The organism is uncultured Lentibacter sp., assembly GCF_937123735.1.
Lineage (GTDB): Bacteria > Pseudomonadota > Alphaproteobacteria > Rhodobacterales > Rhodobacteraceae > Lentibacter.
Genome location: NZ_CAKZKL010000028.1, coordinates 309,934 through 329,411, shown reverse-complemented (window position 1 = coordinate 329,411; position 19,478 = coordinate 309,934). Strand labels below are relative to the sequence as shown.

The window sequence follows — 19,478 nt, the reverse complement described above, 5'->3', positions numbered from 1 at the left end:
ATCGTTAAGAAAGGGAGAAAGTGGCGCGGTTGACGGGGCTCGAACCCGCGACCCCCGGCGTGACAGGCCGGTACTCTAACCAACTGAGCTACAACCGCGCATTTCACGTCGATGCTTCAGGCAGTGGTGGCGCGGTTGACGGGGCTCGAACCCGCGACCCCCGGCGTGACAGGCCGGTACTCTAACCAACTGAGCTACAACCGCTCACTGCACACTCCAGATGCTCTAAAGCGTGAGGCAGGTCATATGCGCAGCCCCCGCCCGCGTCAAGCGCTCAAACCCAACCTTTGGCCAAAAATTGTGCCTCACAGGCCACGGCTACAGCCGCTTCACAATTTTGCCTCATTATTGCCTGCCCCTCTTCACATTTTTTTGTAACCATTTGCTGCGAGCCACATCCAAAAGGAGCCAGCCATGCCCGCTGCAAAGCCCCCAAGCCCGGCCCCCAAAGAGGCCCGCGAGCGCCCCAAGCCCGGCCCCAAGGCCCCGGCCATCACAGATTACGCCTCTCTTTAAGGTGACAGCCCGCGCGCCGCGCCCTAAACTCGCGCCATGAGCACGCCTATCTCCAGCATCCGCAACCTCGGCCCCGCCATGGAAGCCGCCTTTGAAAAGGCCGGCATTACCTCGGCAGAAGAGCTGCGCACGCTGGGTGCAGATGCGGCCTATACGCGCCTTTTGAACAGCGGAGTGCGGCCCCATTTCATCGGATATTATGTGCTGCACATGGCGCTTCAGGGCCGCCCCTGGAACGATTGTAAAGGCAAAGAAAAACAAGAGCTTCGCAAGGCGTTTGACGCCCTCAAAGCCGCCACCCCTCCCAAAGATAAAGGCCGCTCCCAGATGGAAGCGGCCCTCGATGCGATCGGTGTGATCGAGCGGAAGGTTTAGCCGTTGGCTGCTTAGCCGACCAGCTCAAGACCTGAGAAGAAGAAGGCAATCTCTTCAGCCGCTGTCTCCGGCGCGTCTGAGCCGTGCACGGAGTTCTCACCGATGGACAGCGCGAATTCCTTGCGGATCGTGCCGTCTGCCGCTTCGGCAGGGTTGGTTGCGCCCATGACTTCACGGTTTTTCGCGATGGCGTCTTCGCCTTCCAGAACCTGAACCACGATTGGCTCGGAAATCATGAATTCGCACAGCTCGCCAAAGAAGGGGCGCTCAGAATGCACACCATAAAACTGCTGCGCTTGCGCCAGTGTCAGCTGGATACGCTTTGACGCCACAACGCGCAGGCCGGCTTCCTCAAACTTGGCAATGATCTTGCCTGTGAGGTTGCGCTTTGTGGCGTCGGGTTTGATGATCGAGAAGGTGCGTTGAATGGCCATGGGTTTAGGCTCCTGTTGCATTGGAAAAGTTAAATTTGCGCCCTGCTACCACGGGCTTTGTGCTTTGAAAAGCGCTATTGAACGCGCTCCAGCCGCCCAATCCAGAGCACAGCCAGAAGCCCCAACCCCGAGCTCGCCGCCATCAGGCCAAGCAACACATAGGCGCCCAGTGGGCCAGCCGCCAAAGCGCCCGTCAGCGCCGTCGCCCCGGCTCCGCCAAGGATCGTGATCGCGCCCGAAAGCCCCGAGGCACTGCCCGCCAGCTGCGGATTGACCGACATCACCCCCGCATTGGCCGCAGGCAGCGTCAGCCCGTTGCCAAGCCCCACAAAAGTAGCCCCGGCAAACATCACCCAGAAATTCATCGCCCCCAGCGCCATCACACCGATGATGATGAGCGGCCCAAAGGTCGCCGAGAGCCGCCCGGCCAGCATCAGCTGCCACATGCTCACCCGCCCCGAAAGCACCCCTGTCAGAAAATTGCCCAGCATAAAGCCCGCCGAGATCGAGCCGATGCCAAACCCAAGCTGTGAAGGCGTGAGCCCGAAAACCCCCTCGCCCACAAGCGCAGCACCGCCCAAAAAGGCGTAAAACCCGCCAATGGAGCCCACAAGACAGAGGCAATAGGCCCAGAAGAGCCGGCTTTGGAAAAGTTCTGGGTAGGCTCGGAACTGCGCCGTAAAGCTCTTGGAGGGGGTCAGGTTCGTCTCGCTCAGGTCTTTCCAGCTCAGGACGAGCATCAACACCCCCATCAGGCCATAGGCGGCAAAACTGGCCCGCCAGCCGAAGGTCTCGCCGAGAAAGCCCCCCAGCACTGGCCCCATCAGGGGCGCAAGCGCCATCGCTGTGCCAATCACCCCCAAAAGCCGCGCAGCTTCCTCTGGCGGGGCAATATCGCGCACCACAGCACGGCTCAGCACCAGCCCCGAGATCACCGCGCCTTGCAGCATCCGGAAGGCCAGAAACACCCAGACGTCACTGGCCAGATAGCAGCCCAAAGAGGCCAGCGCGAAAAGGGCCATGCTCACAAGGATCACCGGCCTGCGCCCGTAAAGGTCCGAGAGCGGCCCGATGATGATCTGCAACACCGAAGAGACGGCCATATAGCCGCCCACGGCAATCGAGATCACGGCATAGCTCACCCCAAAGCTCTCTGACATCTGCGCCAGCGAGGGCAGAAACATGTTGAGCGACAAGACCGAAATCGAGGTAAGCAGGATAAGCGTGATAAGTTTGGGCTGACGGGCGGGCATGTTTGTTAACCTGTGTTCGGCCTATGCAGCGTTACGCCTCTTTGTCAGCACTCACAAGCGCTTCGGCTCTGGCAAGGGGCCAAAGCCTCTGCTAAGGCGCTGCCATGCTCAAGCTTGAAAACATATCCTACTCCGTCGCGGGCCGCCTTCTCATTGAAGATGCCTCCGTCTCCATTCCGACAGGCCACAAAGTTGGCCTTGTGGGCCGCAACGGCACGGGCAAGACAACGCTCTTTCGCGTCATCCGTGGCGAGCTGCCGCTCGACACCGGCTCTTTCAGCCTACCGAGCCGCGCGCGCATCGGTGGCGTGGCACAGGAAGTGCCCGGCAACGAGGTGTCGCTGCTCAACACCGTGCTGGCCGCCGATACCGAGCGCGCCACCCTTCTGGCAGACAAAAGCACAGATCCGGCTCGCATTGCCGAAGTGCAGACACGCCTGGCCGACATCGACGCCTGGAGCGCCGAGGCGCGCGCCTCCACCATCCTGCGGGGCCTTGGCTTCACGGCCGAAGAGATGCACCAACCCTGCTCCGCCTTCTCCGGTGGTTGGCGGATGCGGGTGGCTCTGGCGGCGGTTCTGTTTTCTGAGCCAGACCTTTTGTTGCTCGATGAGCCGACAAACTACCTCGACCTCGAAGGCGCGCTCTGGCTTGAGAGCTATCTGGCAAAATACCCCCACACCGTGCTCATCGTGAGCCACGACCGCGGGTTGCTCAACCGGGCCGTGGGCGCGATCCTGCATCTGGAAGACAAGAAACTCACGCTCTACCAAGGCAACTACGACACGTTTGCCGAGACCCGCGCCGCGCGCCTTGCCGTGGCCGAATCCGAGAACCGCAAGATCGAAGCCCGCAAAGCGCATTTGCAAAGCTTTGTGGACCGCTTCCGCGCCAAGGCGTCCAAGGCCGTTCAAGCCCAGTCGCGCATCAAGGCCATTGCCAAGCTCAAGCCCATCACCACCCCCAAGGAAGCGGCGCTCAAGCGCTTCACCTTCCCCTCGCCCGAAGAGCTTTCTCCACCCATCATCCGCGTCGAGGGTGGCGCTGTGGGCTATGATGGCAAGGCGATCCTGTCAAATCTTGATCTGCGCATTGACCAAGACGACCGTATCGCGCTTCTGGGCCGCAACGGCGAGGGCAAGTCTACGCTCTCAAAGCTGCTCTCGGGCCGGCTTGAGCTGATGCGCGGCCAGATGGTCACCTCCTCAAAGCTGCGGGTCGGTTTCTTTGCGCAGCATCAGGTCGATGAGCTTTTCATCGACGAAACCCCGATAGATCACATCCGCCGCCTGCGCCCCTCTGAAACGCCCGCCCGCCTGCGCGCGCGGCTTGGGGGCTTTGGCATTGGTGCTGAGCAGGCCGAAACCCTCGTGGGCAAGCTTTCCGGCGGCCAAAAGGCCCGCCTTTCGCTCATGCTGGCCACGTTGGATGCGCCGCATTTGCTCATCCTCGATGAGCCAACCAACCACCTTGATATCGAAAGCCGCGAAGCGCTGGTGGAAGCGCTCACCGCCTACACGGGCGCGGTTATTCTCGTCAGCCACGACATGCACCTGCTTGGCCTCGTGGCCGACCGCCTCTGGCTCGTCAAAGATGGGGCCGTGAAGCCCTATGAGGGGGACCTTGAAAGCTACCGCGCCTTGCTGCTCGGCGCGCCTGAAAAAAAATCTGAAAAAAATATTCAGGCGCAAAAGCCCGCCAAGCCCAAACGCGCGCCGCGCCTGTCGCTTCTGGAGCTGCGCGCTGAGGTGCGCAAATGCGAAGAGCGCGTTGAAAAGCTTGAAAGAATGCGCGCCCGAATGGACGAAATGCTGGCCGATCCGACGCTCTATTCTGAGCGCAAACACGCCGTTCCCGAGCTGCGCCGCAAAGACGGCGAGTTGAAAGTTGCCCTCAAACGTGCAGAATCGCTCTGGGAAGCAGCCCTCGCCAAGCTTGAGGAGGCCGAAACATGATCACCACAGCCTTCGTTATCTCGGCCTTTGCCACACTGTTTGTGATCATCGACCCGATCGCCCTCACCCCGATATTTGCAACCCTCACCCAAGGCACACCCACCGCCGCACGGCGCCGCATTGCCCTGCGCGCCTGTCTTGTCGCCTTCTTCATCCTTGCCGCCTTTACGGTTTTTGGCGAAGCGCTAATGCATTTCATCGGCATTTCCATGCCCGCCTTCCGTGTGGCCGGTGGCATCCTGCTGTTTCTCACAGCGCTCGAAATGCTCTTTGAGCGGCGCACAAAGCGGCGCGAAGATCAGGCCTCGGACGAGCCGGACCCAAGCCATGATCCCTCGGTCTTTCCACTTGCCGTGCCACTTCTGGCCGGCCCCGGGGCAATTGCAACGGTCATTCTTCTGGCGGGTCAAGTGCCCGGAATAACGGGCACTTTTACAGTGCTTGGCATGGTTGCTGTGGTCTTGTTCGTGGTGTTCTTGTCGCTTCAGGCCTCCAATCTTCTGGAGCGCGCACTTGGCAAAACAGGCATCAACGTGGCCACCCGCCTTTTGGGCATGTTGCTGGCGGCCCTTGCGGTGCAATTCGTTCTGGACGGGCTCAGCGCCTTTGGCTTTGCAACAGGCGGCTAGACTATGGAGCTTTGGGCTGGCCTTCTCGTTCTTGCGCTGGTTATTGCCCTGCTCGCTGTTTGGCGCCTCTGGCCCAAGCGCGCGCAGCTCTCGCCTTTGGGGCAGGAAATGCTGCGGTGGGTTCTGGTTCTGGCCATCGCTCTGGGCGTCTACAGCTTCGGCGAGACGCTGGTTTCACCTTTTCGTAACACTCAGAGCGTTACAGTTTCCTCCGGCACTATCGAACTGCCGCGCGAGGCCAATGGCCATTATTATCTCAACGCCAAGGTAAACGGCGCTGATATTCGTTTTGTGGTAGATACCGGTGCCACCGGCATTGTGCTCAGCCAGGACGACGCCGCGCGCGCAGGGCTGAGGCTTGAGACGCTTGCCTATATTCAAACGGCCAACACGGCCAATGGCAGCGTGCGAATCGCTCCGGTGGTGTTGGAACGCTTTGATGTGGACGGCCTTGTTGACACAAATGTGCGCGCCTATGTGAACGAAGGCGTGCTCAAAGGCTCCCTGCTGGGTATGAGCTACCTGCGGCGCTTTGAGAAAATCATTATCACGCGTGACATGCTGCGCCTTGAGCGCTAAGCCACTGCCATGAGCGATACACCCAGCAAATCCCATGGCCGCAAAGCGATCCGCCCGTCTCTCAAGCCACGGGCCTTGATGGAAGACGAGCAGCTCGCCAATGTCTGGACCGCGCAGGTCATAACGCTGTTTCCCGATGCCTTTCCCGGCGTTCTGGGCCAGAGCCTGACAGGCAAGGCGCTGAAGGACGGTCTCTGGCAGCTGGATGCGATTGATCTGCGCCCCTTCGGGATCGGCAAACACCGCAATGTGGATGACACCCCTGCCGGCGGCGGCGCGGGTATGGTTTTGCGCGCCGATGTCGTTGGTGCGGCAATCGAGGCGGCTCGCCAGCGCGCGCAAACCCGCCTTCCCCTGATTTATATGAGTCCAAGGGGCAAACCCTTCACCCAAAATATGGCCAAAAGCCTTGCCGCCGGGCCCGGCGCCACCTTGCTTTGTGGCCGTTTTGAGGGTGTCGACCAACGCGTGCTGGACCACTATGGCGTGGTCGAGGCGTCGCTGGGGGATTATGTTTTGACCGGCGGGGAAATCGCGGCTCAGGCCCTTCTGGACGCGACCGTGCGCCTTATTCCGGGGGTGCTCGGCAATGCCCAGAGCACAGAGGAAGAGAGCCACTCAAACGGCCTTCTGGAACATCCCCAATATACCAAACCAGCCGACTGGGAGGGACACCCCATTCCCGAGGTGCTCATGTCTGGACACCATGGGGAAATTGCCAAGTGGCGCAGCAAAATGTCTCAAGAGCTCACACAGGCGCGACGCCCGGACATGTGGCAAGCGCTGCAGAATGCAAAAACTGTCGATAAGCCTTGATCTGAAGTGTTTTCAAGCCTAGAAGGCCCACGTCTGGAATCACTTTTGTGGCTCTGGGCTACTTGTGTTATGCGCCTTCTTCAGCGCCTTGCAACACACTCATACGACAAGCAATGTCGGCCTACTCTCCTGCGGGCGCCTCAAACGGCCCGACCGAAGACACGGAGCTATGGGACGCGCCAAAACTTCGTGGAGAAAACCGCGAGCAAAATAGGAGATGGTCAATGGACCTTCTGAGAGAAATCGAAGCGGAGCAAATTGCTCAGCTCGGCAAAACAATCCCTGACTTTAAAGCAGGCGACACCATTCGTGTGGGCTTCAAAGTAACCGAAGGCACGCGCACGCGTGTCCAGAACTATGAAGGCGTCTGCATCAGCCGCAAAAACGGCAAGGGCATTGACGGCTCGTTCACCGTGCGCAAGATCAGCTTTGGCGAAGGTGTTGAGCGGGTTTTCCCCCTCCACTCGACAAACATTGACGAGATCACAGTTGTGCGCCGTGGCCGTGTGCGCCGCGCCAAACTCTACTATCTGCGCGCACGTCGCGGAAAATCGGCGCGTATCGCCGAAGTCACCAACTACAAGCCACGCGCTGAAGCGTAAGCGGGAGAGAGACCATGAAAAAAGATATTCACCCCGATTACCACTTCATCGACGTCAAGATGACAGATGGCACGGTCCTCAAGATGCGCTCCACATGGGGCAAAGAAGGCGACACGCTCGCGCTTGATATTGATCCGTCAGCCCACCCTGCCTGGACCGGTGGCGGCGCGCGCCTGATGGATGCGGGCGGCCGTGTCTCCAAGTTCAAAAAGAAATACGAAGGTCTCGGCTTCTAAGCCACCAATCCGTGTTCATAATGAAACGCCGCTCCAGTTTGGGGCGGCGTTTTTGTATCCGCCCGGGCGCGCCGGTGACGGGCCCCTGGCCAGATCTTTGGCAAGTCAACTCCGCGCAGGGCGGCAAAAAAAATTCAAAGTAAAGAATATTGGTGCGGGTGAAGGGACTCGAACCCCCACGCCATAGGCGCCAGAACCTAAATCTGGTGCGTCTACCAATTCCGCCACACCCGCATCCGGGCGCGGTATAGCGGCAGCCTGACAGCTTTGCGAGAAAAAACGACAGGCAAGGAAACAAAAAATCGCGACATTTACATCTTGTTACCCTATCCTCGTTAAAAAACTGAGGCAGTCAAACATACGGGTGAAAAATGAAGCCCTTTTCAGCAGCAGAGTCTGCACAAGTCCAAATTGCGCCCGCTGCGGCGGGTATCCCACTTGGCAGTGTTGTTTTGACACTGGAGGGTGCGCTGCCCGTTGAGTTTCTGACTCCGGGTGATCGCGTTATCACCCGTGACACGGGAATGGCCATTTTGCGCAGCGTTGACGTTAGCGAGGCTGAGTGTGATGTCGTTTTTGTTGGGGCCGCAGCCTTGGGCCCGAGCCGGCCAGACAGCAATAGCCTATTGGCCGCCACCCAAAAATTGCTGGTCAGAGACATGAATTACAGGCCCACAACGGCTCAAGACCAAGCGTTTTTTACCGCACGAGAGCTGGTGAACGGCAGCTCTGTGCGTGAAACAGGACGGCAAAAATTAAAGCTTTTCAAGCTTAACTTTGACTCGTCGCATGTTGTTTATGTCAACGGGTTGGAGCTCGCATTTGCTCCGATTGAGTGCCCTTTGAAGACCGCAGCATAGGGCCAAACTGCCGCAAGACCTTGGGGAGCTCCTCGGGGAGATCTTCCGCAATCAAGCCCGGCCCAAAGCTGAGGGCGCAGGCAACATGAAGCCATGCCCCCGCCTCAGCCGCCGCCATGGGCGCAAACCCGCGCGCCAAGAGCCCGGCGATAAAGCCTGCAAGGACATCTCCAGCACCCGCCGTTGCAAGCCAAGGCGCCGCGCGTTCATAGAGCGCCGCGTTGAGTGAGCAGCGCCCATCCGCCTGCGCGATAACTGTATCAGCCCCCTTCAACAGAATTACACAACCCGCGCGCTGCGCCGCTTCACGGGCGGCATCCACTTTGGAATATAACGCCCCACCTCGCGCACTGGCCTCCATCTTGGCCGCCAGATCGGGAAAAAGTCGCCCAAACTCGCCCGCATGGGGTGTGAGAACGCATTTGTCATGTAACAGATCAAAAAGTGCTTCCGGATCGTGCTCAAAAGCACTCAACCCATCCGCGTCCAGCACAACGCAGGGTTTGCCCGCGTGGCCCAGAACGAGGGGGACCAGCGCGCGCGCGCGGCGCTGACCCAGACCAGGTCCGAGGCAAATCGCGTTGATACGCCTGTCTTCAAGCGCCGCGCTCAGCTCCTCTGTCGTGCCTGCCCTTGTCAGCATGATCGCCGTGATCTGGCAGGCCACTTCCAATTGCGCCGAGGCCGGCACTCCCAGCGTGACGAGCCCTGCCCCAACGCGCACCGCCGCGCGCGCCGCGAGCCTCGCTGCCCCCGTGCGCCCCGCTCCTCCAGAAAGCACAAGCAGATGGCCATGCTCATACTTATGCCCCCGGCTCTTGGCAAGACTTTGCCCAACCGGGGCTTGCAGCAGGGTCACACCCTCCCGCGGAGCAGGCCCCTTGAGGCCAATATCTTTCACAACCACCTTGTCTGTGCATGGGCTCTTGCCATCAGGGTGGCTGGGGTCACACAGAAAATGGCCGAGCTTTGGTGTGTGAAAGGTGACCGTGAGCGCGCTCTGCAAGGCTCCGCTGTCTTTGCCGCCATAGGTTTTTCCGCTGTCGCTACAAAGCCCACTTGGAAGATCAACGGACACCCGCTTGATCTGCTCTGGCAAGACGCCCTCCTGTTGAAGAGCTGCAATTTCCGCCGGCAAGTCTCGTAAGATCCCCGTTCCAAAAAGCGCATCCACAAGAAGAGTGGTCGGCTCGCTGTCATTCATACATATGTCCCGAATGGCCTGCACAGACCAAGGGTGCACCACGCCAAGCTGTGAAAAACGGTGGAAATTGACTAGCGCATCCGGCGGCAGCTTGTTCGGGTTTGCATATAAAAAAGCAAAAACCTCCCAGCCCCACTCTTTCAACAACCGCGCGATGACAAAACCATCCCCGCCGTTGTTTCCGGGCCCACACAGCACAACGGCTCTATGTGATGTCAAAGCCAGGTCGGGCCATTCCTCAAAGATCGCCTCAACCACCCCCTTGCCCGCGCGCTCCATAAGCTCAAGGCCGCTCACTTGCCCGGCTTCTATCGCCGCCTGCTCCAGGGCTTGCATCTGTTTTGCGGTGATAAGCTCGGTCATGGGATTGCCCTCAACGATTCAGTTTTGCGCTTTTTTTGATCTACCTGCATATTTTTTGTGCAAATGCCTATTTCGCACGCAGCCAAGCGTGACCGGTTCATCCTAATCGTTTGCACTCCATCGGGGGAAGTGGTCTTTCCGCAGTGACCTAAAAAAGGGGGCCATCTGATGAAAAAAATCGAAGCCATCATCAAACCGTTCAAGCTTGATGAAGTCAAAGAGGCGTTGCAAGACATCGGCGTTCAGGGGCTCTCAGTCATCGAGGTGAAGGGGTTTGGCCGCCAGAAAGGCCACACGGAGCTCTACCGTGGTGCCGAATATGTTGTCGATTTTTTGCCCAAGGTAAAGCTTGAGATCGTGGTCGATGACGACCTTGTCGACCAAGCCATTGAAGCCATCGTTGATGCCGCCAAAACCGACAAGATCGGCGATGGCAAGATTTTTGTCTCCCCTGTTGAACAAGCCGTGCGCATTCGCACGGGCGAGACGGGCCCAGAAGCACTGTAATCCACTATTTCCAAACAAGAAGGACAGAGAGAATGAGTGTCAAAGACGTTCTCAAGACGCTGAAAGACGAAGAAGTTGCCTATGTCGACATCCGCTTTACAGATGTGCGCGGCAAGCTTCAGCATGTAACCGTTGACGTGGACCTCGTTGACGAAGACTTCCTCGAAGAAGGGTTCATGTTTGACGGGTCCTCAATTGCAGGTTGGAAATCCATCGAGAATTCCGACATGAAGCTGATCGCTGACACGCAAAGCGCCTATATCGATCCGTTCTATGCGGAAAAAACCCTTTGTCTGCACTGCTCGATTGTCGAGCCTGACACTGGCGAAGCCTATGAGCGCGACCCTCGCGGAACCGCTCAGAAGGCCGAGGCTTACCTTATTGAATCAGGCATTGGTGACTCTGCGTTTATGGGGCCAGAAGCCGAATTTTTTATCTTTGATGATGTTCGTTTTGAAAACAAAATCAACAAAGTGTCCTATGAAGTGGATGCAATTGACGGGTCTTGGAACACAGACACCGACTATGAAATGGGCAACTCGGGCCACCGTCCGGGCCTCAAAGGCGGCTACTTCCCCGTAAACCCGATTGATGATGCGCAAGACCTGCGCTCTGAAATGCTGTCGACCATGAAAAGCCTCGGCATGAAGGTTGACAAGCATCACCATGAAGTGGCCTCGTGCCAGCACGAGCTGGGCCTTATTTTTGGCACGTTGACCAAGCAAGCCGACGAGATCCAGAAATACAAATATGTAATCCACAATGTTGCTCATGCTTACGGCAAATCAGCGACATTCATGCCCAAGCCGATATATGGCGATAATGGCACTGGTATGCATGTGAATATGTCCATCTGGAAAGATGGCAAGCCCCTGTTTGCAGGTGACAAATATGCCGATCTGAGCCAGGAAGCGCTTTATTTCATTGGTGGCATTCTCAAGCACGCAAAAACGCTCAACGCCTTCACCAACCCGTCAACCAACAGCTACAAGCGGCTGATCCCAGGGTTTGAAGCGCCTGTTCTGCGCGCATATTCCGCGCGCAACCGCTCAGGATGTGTCCGCATCCCATGGACTGAAAGCCCAAAAGCCAAGCGCGTGGAAGCACGTTTCCCTGATCCATCTGCCAACCCATACCTGTGCTTTGCGGCGCTGCTCATGGCTGGCCTTGACGGCATCAAAAACAAGATCGACCCAGGCGAGGCGATGGACAAGAACCTGTATGATCTGCCCGCCGAAGAGCTGGCAGGCATCCCAACGGTTTGTGGCTCTCTGCGCGAGGCAATCGACTGCCTCAAAGCTGACCACGACTTCCTGCTCGCCGGTGACGTCTTCACCAAAGATCAGATCGAAGGCTACATTGACCTCAAAATGGAAGAAGTTCTCCATTATGAGCACACACCACACCCCGTTGAATTCGGGATGTATTACAGCTGCTAAGCAGCTTGTGGGCCCACCTCTATGTGAGGTGGGCCTTTCTTTTTGCCGTCGTGCCAACAGCGGCGCATAGAGCCTAAAACAGCCTCTCTGCAATCTCCCCTACTTTGTGAAAAACGACGCCCGAAAGACGCGAACAAGCAGGATCTCACCTCCCCCGAACGCCAGACTGGCAAGAAGACAGGGGAGAAATCTGATGAACGAACATTATCGGGATACACGCAAGATTGATCCGCAGCGCGGCGCACAATTGGCCGATGGTAGCCCAAATGATAACAATCGCGTTGAAATTGGCCCCACGCAGCTGGCCTTTGGAGAATGGGCCACTGCTGGCTTGCGCGCACCCGACCTGAGCGCCATGCGCAGCTATCGCTGGAACCGGCTGACGCAAGCTATCGTGGCGCGCGGCTATGGCGGATTGCTGATGTTTGACCCTCTTAACATCCGCTACGCGACCGACAGCACCAACATGCAGCTCTGGAACACGCACAATCCCTTTCGGGCTGTTTTGCTCTGTGCCGATGGCTATATGGTGATCTGGGACTACAAGAATTCTCCTTTTCTATCGGAATTTAACCCGCTTGTGCGTGAGCAACGCTCTGGGGCCGATCTGTTCTACTTTGACCGCGGAGACAAAGTGGATATCGCTGCAGATGTTTTTGCCAATGAGGTGCGCCAACTGATAACGGAGCACGCAGGCTCAAACATGCGACTTGCTGTCGATAAAGCCATGCTGCATGGCTACCGCGCCCTGGAGGCGCAGGGTTTTGAGATCATGGAAGGCGAGGAAGTTACCGAGAAAACCCGGGCAATCAAAGGGCATGACGAAATTCTTGCGATGCGCTGCGCCCATCACGCCTGTGAAACTGCCGTGCGCAAGATGGAAGATTTTGCCCGCGCAAATGTTCCCAATGGCGCGACTTCCGAGGATGATATCTGGGCCGTTTTGCACGCCGAGAACATAAAGCGCGGCGGGGAATGGATCGAAACGCGGCTGCTTGCCTCAGGGCCTCGCACGAACCCCTGGTTTCAGGAATGTGGCCCAAGGATCGTGCAAAACAACGAGATTGTGGCTTTTGATACAGATTTGATTGGGTCCTACGGGATCTGCGTTGATATCAGCCGCACCTGGTGGATTGGCGATCAAAAGCCCCGCCCTGACATGATCTATGCCATGCAACACGCCCATGAGCACATCATGACAAACATGGAGATGCTCAGACCCGGGGTCACGATTCCCGAGCTTAGCGCAAACTGTCACCGGCTCGATGAGCAGTTTCAGGCACAGAAATACGGTTGTCTCATGCACGGGGTGGGGCTTTGTGATGAGTGGCCGCTGGTGGCTTACCCGGATAAAGCGGTCGCAGGCGCTTTTGACTACGCGTTGGAGCCAGGCATGGTGCTTTGTGTCGAGGCGGCCGTGGGAGCTGTGGGGGGCGATTTTTCGATCAAATTGGAAGATCAGGTTCTGATCACGGAAGACGGGTATGAAAACCTGACCACTTATCCATTTGACCCAGCTCTCATGGGCCTATGAACCGTTGAGCACCAGAGAGAAAGACTGCTCTTGCACAGCAGCCTGATACCAAGCAGCAATGGCTGCGCGCTCTTGGGGCTCTATATAAGTTACATTGGCGGGTGGCATCGCCCGGGTTATACCGGCTTGAAGATAAATCTCGCGGGCATGGCGCAAAATATCCGACTTGGTTTCAAGATAGACCCCTTTGGGCGCAATTGGCACACCATCATAAAATGTTTCGCGCGCATGGCACATCGAACAGCGCCCCAACACGATATCATGCACCGCGTCGTAACCTGCGGTCTGCTCAAAAACCTGTTCACGGTTTGTGAGCGCCAAGGTCTCTTCGCTTCTGTCTTGCAAAGGTGCTGTCGAAAGCCACATCACAGCGACAAACAGCAGCGCTGTGGCCAGCCAAGTCCACAGTGGCCCCTTACCGGTGGAATGCATGGTGTTGAAGTAGTGGCGGATCGTTACGCCCATCAGAAAAATAAGCGCCGCGATAACCCAATTATACTGCGAGGCAAATGCCAACGGATAGTGATTGCTCAGCATCAGGAAAATAACAGGCAAAGTTAGGTAGTTGTTGTGCGTCGAGCGCAGCTTGGCGATTTTGCCATATTTGGCATCAGGCGTGCGTCCAGCCATCAGGTCAGCGACGACGATGCGCTGGTTGGGCATGATCTGAAAAAAGACATTGGCTGTCATGATCGTGGCTGTGAAAGCACCGAGATGCAGCATCGTCGCGCGACCCGTGAAAATCTCGTTATAGCCCCAGCCCATCGCCACCAAGATACCAAATAGCACCACCATCAAAATTGTGGGCCGCTCCCCGAGCTTGGATTTGCACAAAAAGTCGTAAACCAGCCAGCCAAACGTCAGCGACCCTGCGGAAATCAGAATTCCTTGAGTAAGGGTCAAATCGGCCTTGTTGGCGTCAATGAGGTATAGCTCCCCCCCCACCCAATAGATGATCATCAACAGCGCTGCCCCGCTGAGCCATGTCGTGTAGCTTTGCCATTTGTGCCATGTCAGATGCTCGGGCATTCTGTCAGGAGCCACAAGATACTTCACCGTATGGTAAAATCCACCGCCGTGCACCTCCCACTCTTCGCCATAAGCGCCATTGGGCAGGTTCGTGTTCGGCCTCAACATCAAATCAAGAGCAATAAAATAAAATGACGCCCCAATCCAAGCCATTGCCGTGATGACATGAAGCCAGCGGACCGCGAAGCCGATCCAGTCCCACATAATGGCAAATTCGTGCATGAGCTTTCCTTTGGCGGTTTGATTGCAACCTAGCCTACAGAGCATTTGACGTGTATTCTATAAAAGACCCAAGCAGCTTCAAAAAAATCCGAAAGATAAATGGCTTACCTCGACAATATCCAAACTTTTGTGCGCGTCTATGAGCTTCGCAACATGTCCGCTGCCGCGCGTGATTTGCGCATCTCGGCGGCTGTGGCCTCATCACGGATATCCCAGCTTGAAGACAAGCTCGGGGTGCGCCTTTTTCAGCGAACCACCCGCCTCTTAACCCCGACAGAACAGGGAAACACCTTTTACAAGGGCGCGACAAAAATTCTGGAGGCGGTCAGCGAAGCTGAGGCTGATATCAATGACATCACCCAATCGCCTCGCGGAACGCTTTATGTTGCGGCACCTTTGGGGCTGGGACAGAAGTTCATCGCACCGGCGGTTCCAAAGTTTCACAAGCTCTATCCACAGATCAATATCCGGCTGCGTCTTTCAGATCGAAAACTCGATCTGGCCGCAGAGGGGCTTGATGCGGCATTTTTTCTTGGGGTTCCGGAAGACAGCACTCTGCGAATACGCAAAATTGCTGATTGCCCGAGAGTTCTCTGTGCCTCGCCAGCCTACATTGCGGCCCGCGGCGCCCCACGGAGCAGTGCTGATCTCAAAACCCCACAACATGACTGCCTGAACCTGCGCTATCCCGGAGCACCGGAGTTTCAATGGCCCCTACAGCAGGCCAACGGCGTGCAACGTGTCACGGTTTCTGGGCCGTTTGAAACCGATCATGGAGAAATCTTGACCAGTTGGGCGCTGGAGGGCCATGGGATCATCCTGAAACCCGTGTTCGAAGTGCATGAACACCTGGAGCAGGGCCGCCTTGTGCCGGTCCTCCAAAGCGAGCCCCCCCTGCCAATCCAGCTCGCTTGCCTTTACATGCACCGCCGCAAACAGGACCCAAAATCACGCCTGTTCATCGAGTTCATGGTAGAGCATATCACCGCGGCCCTGCCCGCCTAGCTGCCTCGATAGGTAGAGTATCCAAATGGCGAAAGAAGCAAGGGCACATGATAATGGGCCGGTTCTGACATGCCGAACCTCAAAGGGATGACATCCAGAAACCTCGGCGTTTCTGGGGGCGTGCCGATGGCATCAAGATAGGCGCCAGCATGAAACACAAGCTCATAGATGCCAGTCTGAAATTCAGCTTGCGGCAGGATTTGGGTATCGGTGCGCCCGTCAGAATTTGTCACAAGCGCGCGCACATGCTGGCGCGAACCTTGCTCATTTTCTAAGCGGAACAGCTCTATTTTGAGGCCCTCAGCGGGGCATCCCCGGGCAGTATCCAGCACATGTGTTGTCAAATAGCCAGTCATCTGGGCCTCCTGTTCTTGACAATGGGTAATGCCCATCTAGAGGGACTGTATCTATAAAGAACCAGCAAAAAGCTCTTTCAAAAAAATAATACAAGTTTCCGAGACTGATTTAAGGTTAAAAGGCCAAAACAGGGAGACACAGGTGAGACGTTACCTACGCGACATGCGCGGCCATGGACCAAATCCTGAGAACCCGCGCTGGCCCAACAACTGCAAAACCGCCGTCCAGTTTGTCCTGAATTACGAGGAAGGCGGCGAGAATTGTCTGTTGCACGGAGACACCGCGTCAGAAGCCTTCTTGTCCGACATTCCCGGCGCGGCGCAATGGCAAGGCAAGCGCCATTGGAATATGGAATCCATCTACGGATATGGAGCGCGTGCCGGTTTCTGGCGTCTGCACCGCCTGTTTACCGAGGCCGATATCCCTGTGACGATCTATGGCGTGGCCAGTGCCCTCGCGCGCAGCCCGGAGCAGGTTCAGGCCATGAAAGACGCTGGCTGGGAGATTGCCAGTCACGGGCTCAAATGGATTGAGCACAAAGACATGCCCGCAGAGCAAGAACGCGCAGCTATCGCTGAAGCGATCAGGCTGCACAGGGAAGTCGTGGGTGCGCCGCCGCGCGGATGGTATACTGGGCGATGCTCGCTCAACACCGTAAGGTTGGCCGCAGAAACAGGTCAGTTTGATTATATCTCAGACACTTACGACGACGATTTACCATATTGGCTCGAAGTTGGCCCGCGCGACCAGCTCATCATTCCCTATACTCTGGAAGCCAACGACATGCGCTTTGCAACGGCCCCCGGATGGGTGACTGGCGACGATTTTGGCGCATATATGATCGACGCTTTTGACACGCTTTACGCAGAAGGCGCAGCCGGCCGGCCGGCCATGATGTCTGTCGGATTGCATTGCCGCCTCATTGGACGCCCCGGGAAAATCGCAGGCCTCAAACGCTTCATTGAGCATATCAAACAGTTTCCAGACGTCTGGACGCCAACACGGCTAGAAATTGCTCAACATTGGGCGCACACACACCCGCACAAACGCTGGGAACGTCCCAGCCAGATGAGCCAACAGCGCTTTGTAGAGCTCTATGGCACAATTTTTGAGCACTCCCCTTGGATTGCCGAACAGGCCTGGGAGCTCGAACTTGGTCCGGCACATGACTCTGCGGTGGGGGTTCACAATGCGCTGTGTCGTGTGTTCAGATCCTCGAGCCCCGATCAGCGCCTGGCTGTGCTGAAGGCCCACCCGGACCTTGCAGGCAAACTGGCAGCGGCGGGTGCTCTGACCCCAGAAAGCACAACAGAACAGGCCAGCGCGGGCCTTGACTATCTGACAGATGAGGAACGCGCCACATTCACAAGGTTCAATGACACCTATACCGCCAAACACGGCTTCCCTTTCATCATTGCCGTGCGCGATCATAACAAAGCCTCAATATTGGCTGCCTTTGAAACGCGCATTCAAAATGACCGGAGCACCGAGCTTGCCCAAGCCTGTCACCAAGTTGAGCGCATTGCTCAATTTCGTCTTCAGGATCTCCTCCCATGAACCGCCGCCTCCAAGCGCAACCGTTGTGCGCCGAGAGCTTTGCCCCCTTTGGCGATGTCATTGAAGCCCGAGGGGAGGCTGATAAACTCATCAACCAAGGTCTCTGCGAAAGATTTCATGATCTTGCCACGCTGGATTTCGGGTCTGGGCGCGCCGGGATCAGCCTTTTCAACGCCAAAGCCCGCCGACTTCCCCTCTGTCTTGACCTGATGGAGCGGCACCCGCAGGGCAGCCAGGCTTTCATTCCCCTATCCGGCGTTCCTATGATTATCAGCGTGGCCACAGATCGCGCGGGTGAGCCCTGCTGCCCCCGCGCCTTCATTTCTCAGCCACACCAATCCATCAATATCCATCGCAACGTCTGGCATGGTGTGCTCGCCCCCCTCAACAGCAGCGGTCAGTATATCGTTGTCGACCGCATTGGAGACGGACCGAACCTTGAAGAGCACATCTTTGCCGAGGCTTATACGATAGAAGCCCCATAACAAAACGAACTGCCAACAGAAGCAGTCAAACAAACAGTCAACACGGAGGACACCATGACTGACAATTCAATAGGGACAGCAGAGCAACTCAGAGATCCCGACTATACGCCCCCGCTCTCGCGTGCGATACCGCTCGGCATCCAGCATGTCTTGGCGATGTTTGTATCAAACGTGACGCCCGCAATCATCGTGGCAGGTGCCGCAGGTTTTGGGTTCGGATCCAATTCACCTGATTTTCCGGAGCTGCTTTATCTCATACAGATGTCCATGCTCTTTGCCGGGGTTGCAACGCTTTTACAAACAATCACACTTGGCCCTGTCGGCGCCGGGCTTCCCATCGTTCAGGGCACCTCTTTTGCCTTTCTGCCCATTATGATTCCACTGGTGGCTGGCAAGGGCGTTGATGGGCTTGCCGCACTCTTTGGCGGCGTGATCATCGGTGGGGTGTTTCACGCACTCCTCGGGACAGTGATTGGAAAAATTCGCTTCGCACTGCCCCCATTGGTCACCGGCCTTGTGGTGACGATGATTGGCTTGGCGCTGGTCAAGGTCGGGATTCAATATGCTGCGGGCGGCGTGCCAGCCATTGGAACACCTGAATATGGCTCACTGCTCAACTGGTCGGCGGCGCTGGTTGTCATCGTGGTGACGCTTGGCCTGAAATTTTTTACGCGTGGAATGCTGTCTATCTCTGCCGTTCTGATCGGGCTTATCGTCGGTTATATTTATGCCTTGGCCGTCGGAATGCTCTCCTTTGAAGCGATCGCGACATCATGGGAGCGCTCGGCAGCTTTCGCCCTGCCACAACCGTTCAAATACGGCTTTGAGTTCTCAATCGCAGCTGTCATCGGATTTTGTTTGATGGCTTTCATTTCCGCGATTGAAACGGTCGGAGATGTCTCTGGGATCTGCAAGGGTGGAGCCAACCGGGAAGCGCGTGACACAGAGATCGCCGGCGCAACCTATGCAGACGGTTTGGGCACGGCAATTGCCGGCATTTTTGGCGGCTTTCCAAACACATCTTTCAGCCAAAACGTCGGATTGATCGCCATGACAGGTGTGATGAGCCGCCACGTTGTGACATGCGGTGCCATTTTCCTGATCATTTGTGGCCTTATCCCAAAAGTCGGGGGCATCATCCGCACAGTTCCGATCGAGGTGTTGGGCGGTGGCGTCATTGTGATGTTCGGAATGGTTGTGGCCGCAGGTATTTCAATGCTGTCAGATGTTACATGGAACCGTCGCAACATGGTGATTTTTGCCATTTCGCTGTCGATTGGCCTCGGATTGCAACTGGAACCCAACGCATTGCAACACATGGGGCAGACCGCGCGCATTTTGCTGACGTCCGGCCTGCTCCCAGCGGCGGCAATCGCGATTGTGCTGAATTTGATCCTGCCGGAAGAACTTGCCGAAGAAGCCACTGAAGAGGTTTCAGGCGGTCATGCAGGACAAGGCAAAGGATCGCTCAAATAAGCAAGCCTCTTGCACAAAGCGGCAACTCAAACCGGCGTTCTCAAA

Annotated in this window: 20 protein-coding genes and 3 tRNA genes; 15 read left to right on the top strand and 8 right to left on the bottom strand. The window is 56.9% G+C overall.

Annotated features, from left to right (window positions below; all coding sequences use genetic code 11):
• Nucleotides 1-21: 21 nt before the first annotated feature.
• Together Q0478_RS09050 and Q0478_RS09045 are read right to left on the bottom strand one after the other, a co-directional pair.
• Nucleotides 22-98: transfer RNA gene (locus Q0478_RS09050), tRNA-Asp, on the bottom strand.
• A gap of 29 nt (nucleotides 99-127) precedes the next feature.
• Nucleotides 128-204 (bottom strand) — tRNA-Asp (locus tag Q0478_RS09045).
• Nucleotides 205-552: 348 nt separating this feature from the next.
• On the opposite strand from Q0478_RS09045, the gene Q0478_RS09040 reads away from it, so the two are divergent.
• Nucleotides 553-891 (top strand): TfoX/Sxy family protein, encoded by a 339-nt coding sequence (locus Q0478_RS09040; protein WP_298678491.1) that lies wholly within the window; start codon nucleotides 553-555, stop codon nucleotides 889-891.
• 11 nt (nucleotides 892-902) lie between these two features.
• On the opposite strand, the gene ndk is transcribed toward Q0478_RS09040, so the two are convergent.
• Together ndk and Q0478_RS09030 are read right to left on the bottom strand one after the other, a co-directional pair.
• Nucleotides 903-1,325 carry a nucleoside-diphosphate kinase gene (gene ndk / locus Q0478_RS09035; protein ID WP_298678490.1) on the bottom strand — a complete coding sequence of 141 codons (423 nt, stop codon included), beginning with the start codon at nucleotides 1,323-1,325 and terminating at the stop codon, nucleotides 903-905.
• A 74-nt stretch (nucleotides 1,326-1,399) separates the two neighbouring features.
• Nucleotides 1,400-2,578: a multidrug effflux MFS transporter gene (locus tag Q0478_RS09030; protein ID WP_298678489.1), complete on the bottom strand. Its 1,179-nt coding sequence runs from the start codon at nucleotides 2,576-2,578 to the stop codon at nucleotides 1,400-1,402.
• Nucleotides 2,579-2,682: 104 nt separating this feature from the next.
• Here Q0478_RS09030 and Q0478_RS09025 point away from each other — a divergent pair, with 104 nt between their 5' ends.
• The 6 genes from Q0478_RS09025 (at nucleotide 2,683) to rpmE (ending at nucleotide 7,395) form a co-directional block, all read left to right on the top strand.
• A complete protein-coding gene (locus Q0478_RS09025) occupies nucleotides 2,683-4,533 on the top strand; it encodes an ABC-F family ATP-binding cassette domain-containing protein (protein WP_298678488.1) in 1,851 nt (616 codons plus the stop codon).
• Nucleotides 4,530-5,162: a MarC family protein gene (locus Q0478_RS09020; protein ID WP_298678487.1), complete on the top strand. Its 633-nt coding sequence runs from the start codon at nucleotides 4,530-4,532 to the stop codon at nucleotides 5,160-5,162. Before Q0478_RS09025 ends, Q0478_RS09020 begins: the two co-directional genes overlap by 4 nt.
• Nucleotides 5,163-5,165: 3 nt before the next feature.
• On the top strand, nucleotides 5,166-5,741 hold the full coding sequence (locus tag Q0478_RS09015) for a TIGR02281 family clan AA aspartic protease (RefSeq protein ID WP_298678485.1): 576 nt from the start codon (nucleotides 5,166-5,168) through the stop codon (nucleotides 5,739-5,741).
• Nucleotides 5,742-5,750: 9 nt separating this feature from the next.
• A complete protein-coding gene (gene trmD / locus Q0478_RS09010) occupies nucleotides 5,751-6,557 on the top strand; it encodes a tRNA (guanosine(37)-N1)-methyltransferase TrmD (RefSeq protein ID WP_298678483.1) in 807 nt (268 codons plus the stop codon).
• Between the two features lie 224 nt (nucleotides 6,558-6,781).
• On the top strand, nucleotides 6,782-7,159 hold the full coding sequence (gene rplS, locus Q0478_RS09005) for a 50S ribosomal protein L19 (protein WP_298678481.1): 378 nt from the start codon (nucleotides 6,782-6,784) through the stop codon (nucleotides 7,157-7,159).
• Between the two features lie 14 nt (nucleotides 7,160-7,173).
• Nucleotides 7,174-7,395 carry a 50S ribosomal protein L31 gene (gene rpmE, locus Q0478_RS09000; protein ID WP_298678479.1) on the top strand — a complete coding sequence of 74 codons (222 nt, stop codon included), beginning with the start codon at nucleotides 7,174-7,176 and terminating at the stop codon, nucleotides 7,393-7,395.
• A gap of 150 nt (nucleotides 7,396-7,545) precedes the next feature.
• Here rpmE and Q0478_RS08995 read toward each other — a convergent pair.
• Nucleotides 7,546-7,629 (bottom strand) — tRNA-Leu (locus Q0478_RS08995).
• 137 nt (nucleotides 7,630-7,766) lie between these two features.
• Between Q0478_RS08995 and Q0478_RS08990 the strand changes: the two genes are divergently transcribed.
• The gene (locus tag Q0478_RS08990) at nucleotides 7,767-8,255 is read left to right on the top strand and encodes a Hint domain-containing protein (protein ID WP_298678478.1); all 489 of its coding nucleotides are present in this window, start codon (nucleotides 7,767-7,769) and stop codon (nucleotides 8,253-8,255) included.
• On the opposite strand, the gene Q0478_RS08985 is transcribed toward Q0478_RS08990, so the two are convergent.
• Nucleotides 8,197-9,822, bottom strand: coding sequence for an NAD(P)H-hydrate dehydratase (locus Q0478_RS08985; protein WP_298678475.1), 1,626 nt, complete (start codon nucleotides 9,820-9,822; stop codon nucleotides 8,197-8,199). The genes Q0478_RS08990 and Q0478_RS08985 overlap by 59 nt on opposite strands.
• Nucleotides 9,823-9,990: 168 nt before the next feature.
• Between Q0478_RS08985 and Q0478_RS08980 the strand changes: the two genes are divergently transcribed.
• From Q0478_RS08980 to dddP, 3 genes are all read left to right on the top strand, one after another.
• A complete protein-coding gene (locus Q0478_RS08980) occupies nucleotides 9,991-10,329 on the top strand; it encodes a P-II family nitrogen regulator (RefSeq protein WP_298678473.1) in 339 nt (112 codons plus the stop codon).
• Nucleotides 10,330-10,361: 32 nt separating this feature from the next.
• Nucleotides 10,362-11,768 carry a type I glutamate--ammonia ligase gene (gene glnA / locus Q0478_RS08975; protein ID WP_298678471.1) on the top strand — a complete coding sequence of 469 codons (1,407 nt, stop codon included), beginning with the start codon at nucleotides 10,362-10,364 and terminating at the stop codon, nucleotides 11,766-11,768.
• Nucleotides 11,769-11,961: 193 nt separating this feature from the next.
• A complete protein-coding gene (dddP, locus tag Q0478_RS08970; protein ID WP_298678469.1) occupies nucleotides 11,962-13,302 on the top strand; it encodes a dimethylsulfonioproprionate lyase DddP in 1,341 nt (446 codons plus the stop codon).
• Here the strand turns inward: dddP and Q0478_RS08965 are convergent.
• Nucleotides 13,297-14,553: a urate hydroxylase PuuD gene (locus tag Q0478_RS08965; protein ID WP_298678467.1), complete on the bottom strand. Its 1,257-nt coding sequence runs from the start codon at nucleotides 14,551-14,553 to the stop codon at nucleotides 13,297-13,299. The genes dddP and Q0478_RS08965 overlap by 6 nt on opposite strands.
• A 99-nt stretch (nucleotides 14,554-14,652) precedes the next feature.
• Between Q0478_RS08965 and Q0478_RS08960 the strand changes: the two genes are divergently transcribed.
• On the top strand, nucleotides 14,653-15,558 hold the full coding sequence (locus tag Q0478_RS08960; RefSeq protein WP_298678465.1) for a LysR family transcriptional regulator: 906 nt from the start codon (nucleotides 14,653-14,655) through the stop codon (nucleotides 15,556-15,558).
• Here the strand turns inward: Q0478_RS08960 and uraH are convergent.
• The gene (uraH, locus tag Q0478_RS08955; RefSeq protein ID WP_298678463.1) at nucleotides 15,555-15,914 is read right to left on the bottom strand and encodes a hydroxyisourate hydrolase; all 360 of its coding nucleotides are present in this window, start codon (nucleotides 15,912-15,914) and stop codon (nucleotides 15,555-15,557) included. The two genes, Q0478_RS08960 and uraH, sit on opposite strands and share 4 nt — an antisense overlap.
• A 142-nt stretch (nucleotides 15,915-16,056) precedes the next feature.
• On the opposite strand from uraH, the gene puuE reads away from it, so the two are divergent.
• The 3 genes from puuE to Q0478_RS08940 are packed head-to-tail and all read left to right on the top strand — an operon-like array spanning nucleotide 16,057 to nucleotide 19,433.
• Nucleotides 16,057-17,472, top strand: a complete 1,416-nt coding sequence (gene puuE, locus Q0478_RS08950; protein WP_298678461.1) for an allantoinase PuuE — start codon at nucleotides 16,057-16,059, stop codon at nucleotides 17,470-17,472.
• Nucleotides 17,469-17,957, top strand: coding sequence for an ureidoglycolate lyase (locus tag Q0478_RS08945; RefSeq protein ID WP_298678460.1), 489 nt, complete (start codon nucleotides 17,469-17,471; stop codon nucleotides 17,955-17,957). The genes puuE and Q0478_RS08945 overlap by 4 nt, the downstream gene beginning before the upstream one ends.
• A gap of 54 nt (nucleotides 17,958-18,011) precedes the next feature.
• Nucleotides 18,012-19,433 carry a nucleobase:cation symporter-2 family protein gene (locus Q0478_RS08940; protein ID WP_298678458.1) on the top strand — a complete coding sequence of 474 codons (1,422 nt, stop codon included), beginning with the start codon at nucleotides 18,012-18,014 and terminating at the stop codon, nucleotides 19,431-19,433.
• Nucleotides 19,434-19,478: the final 45 nt, after the last annotated feature.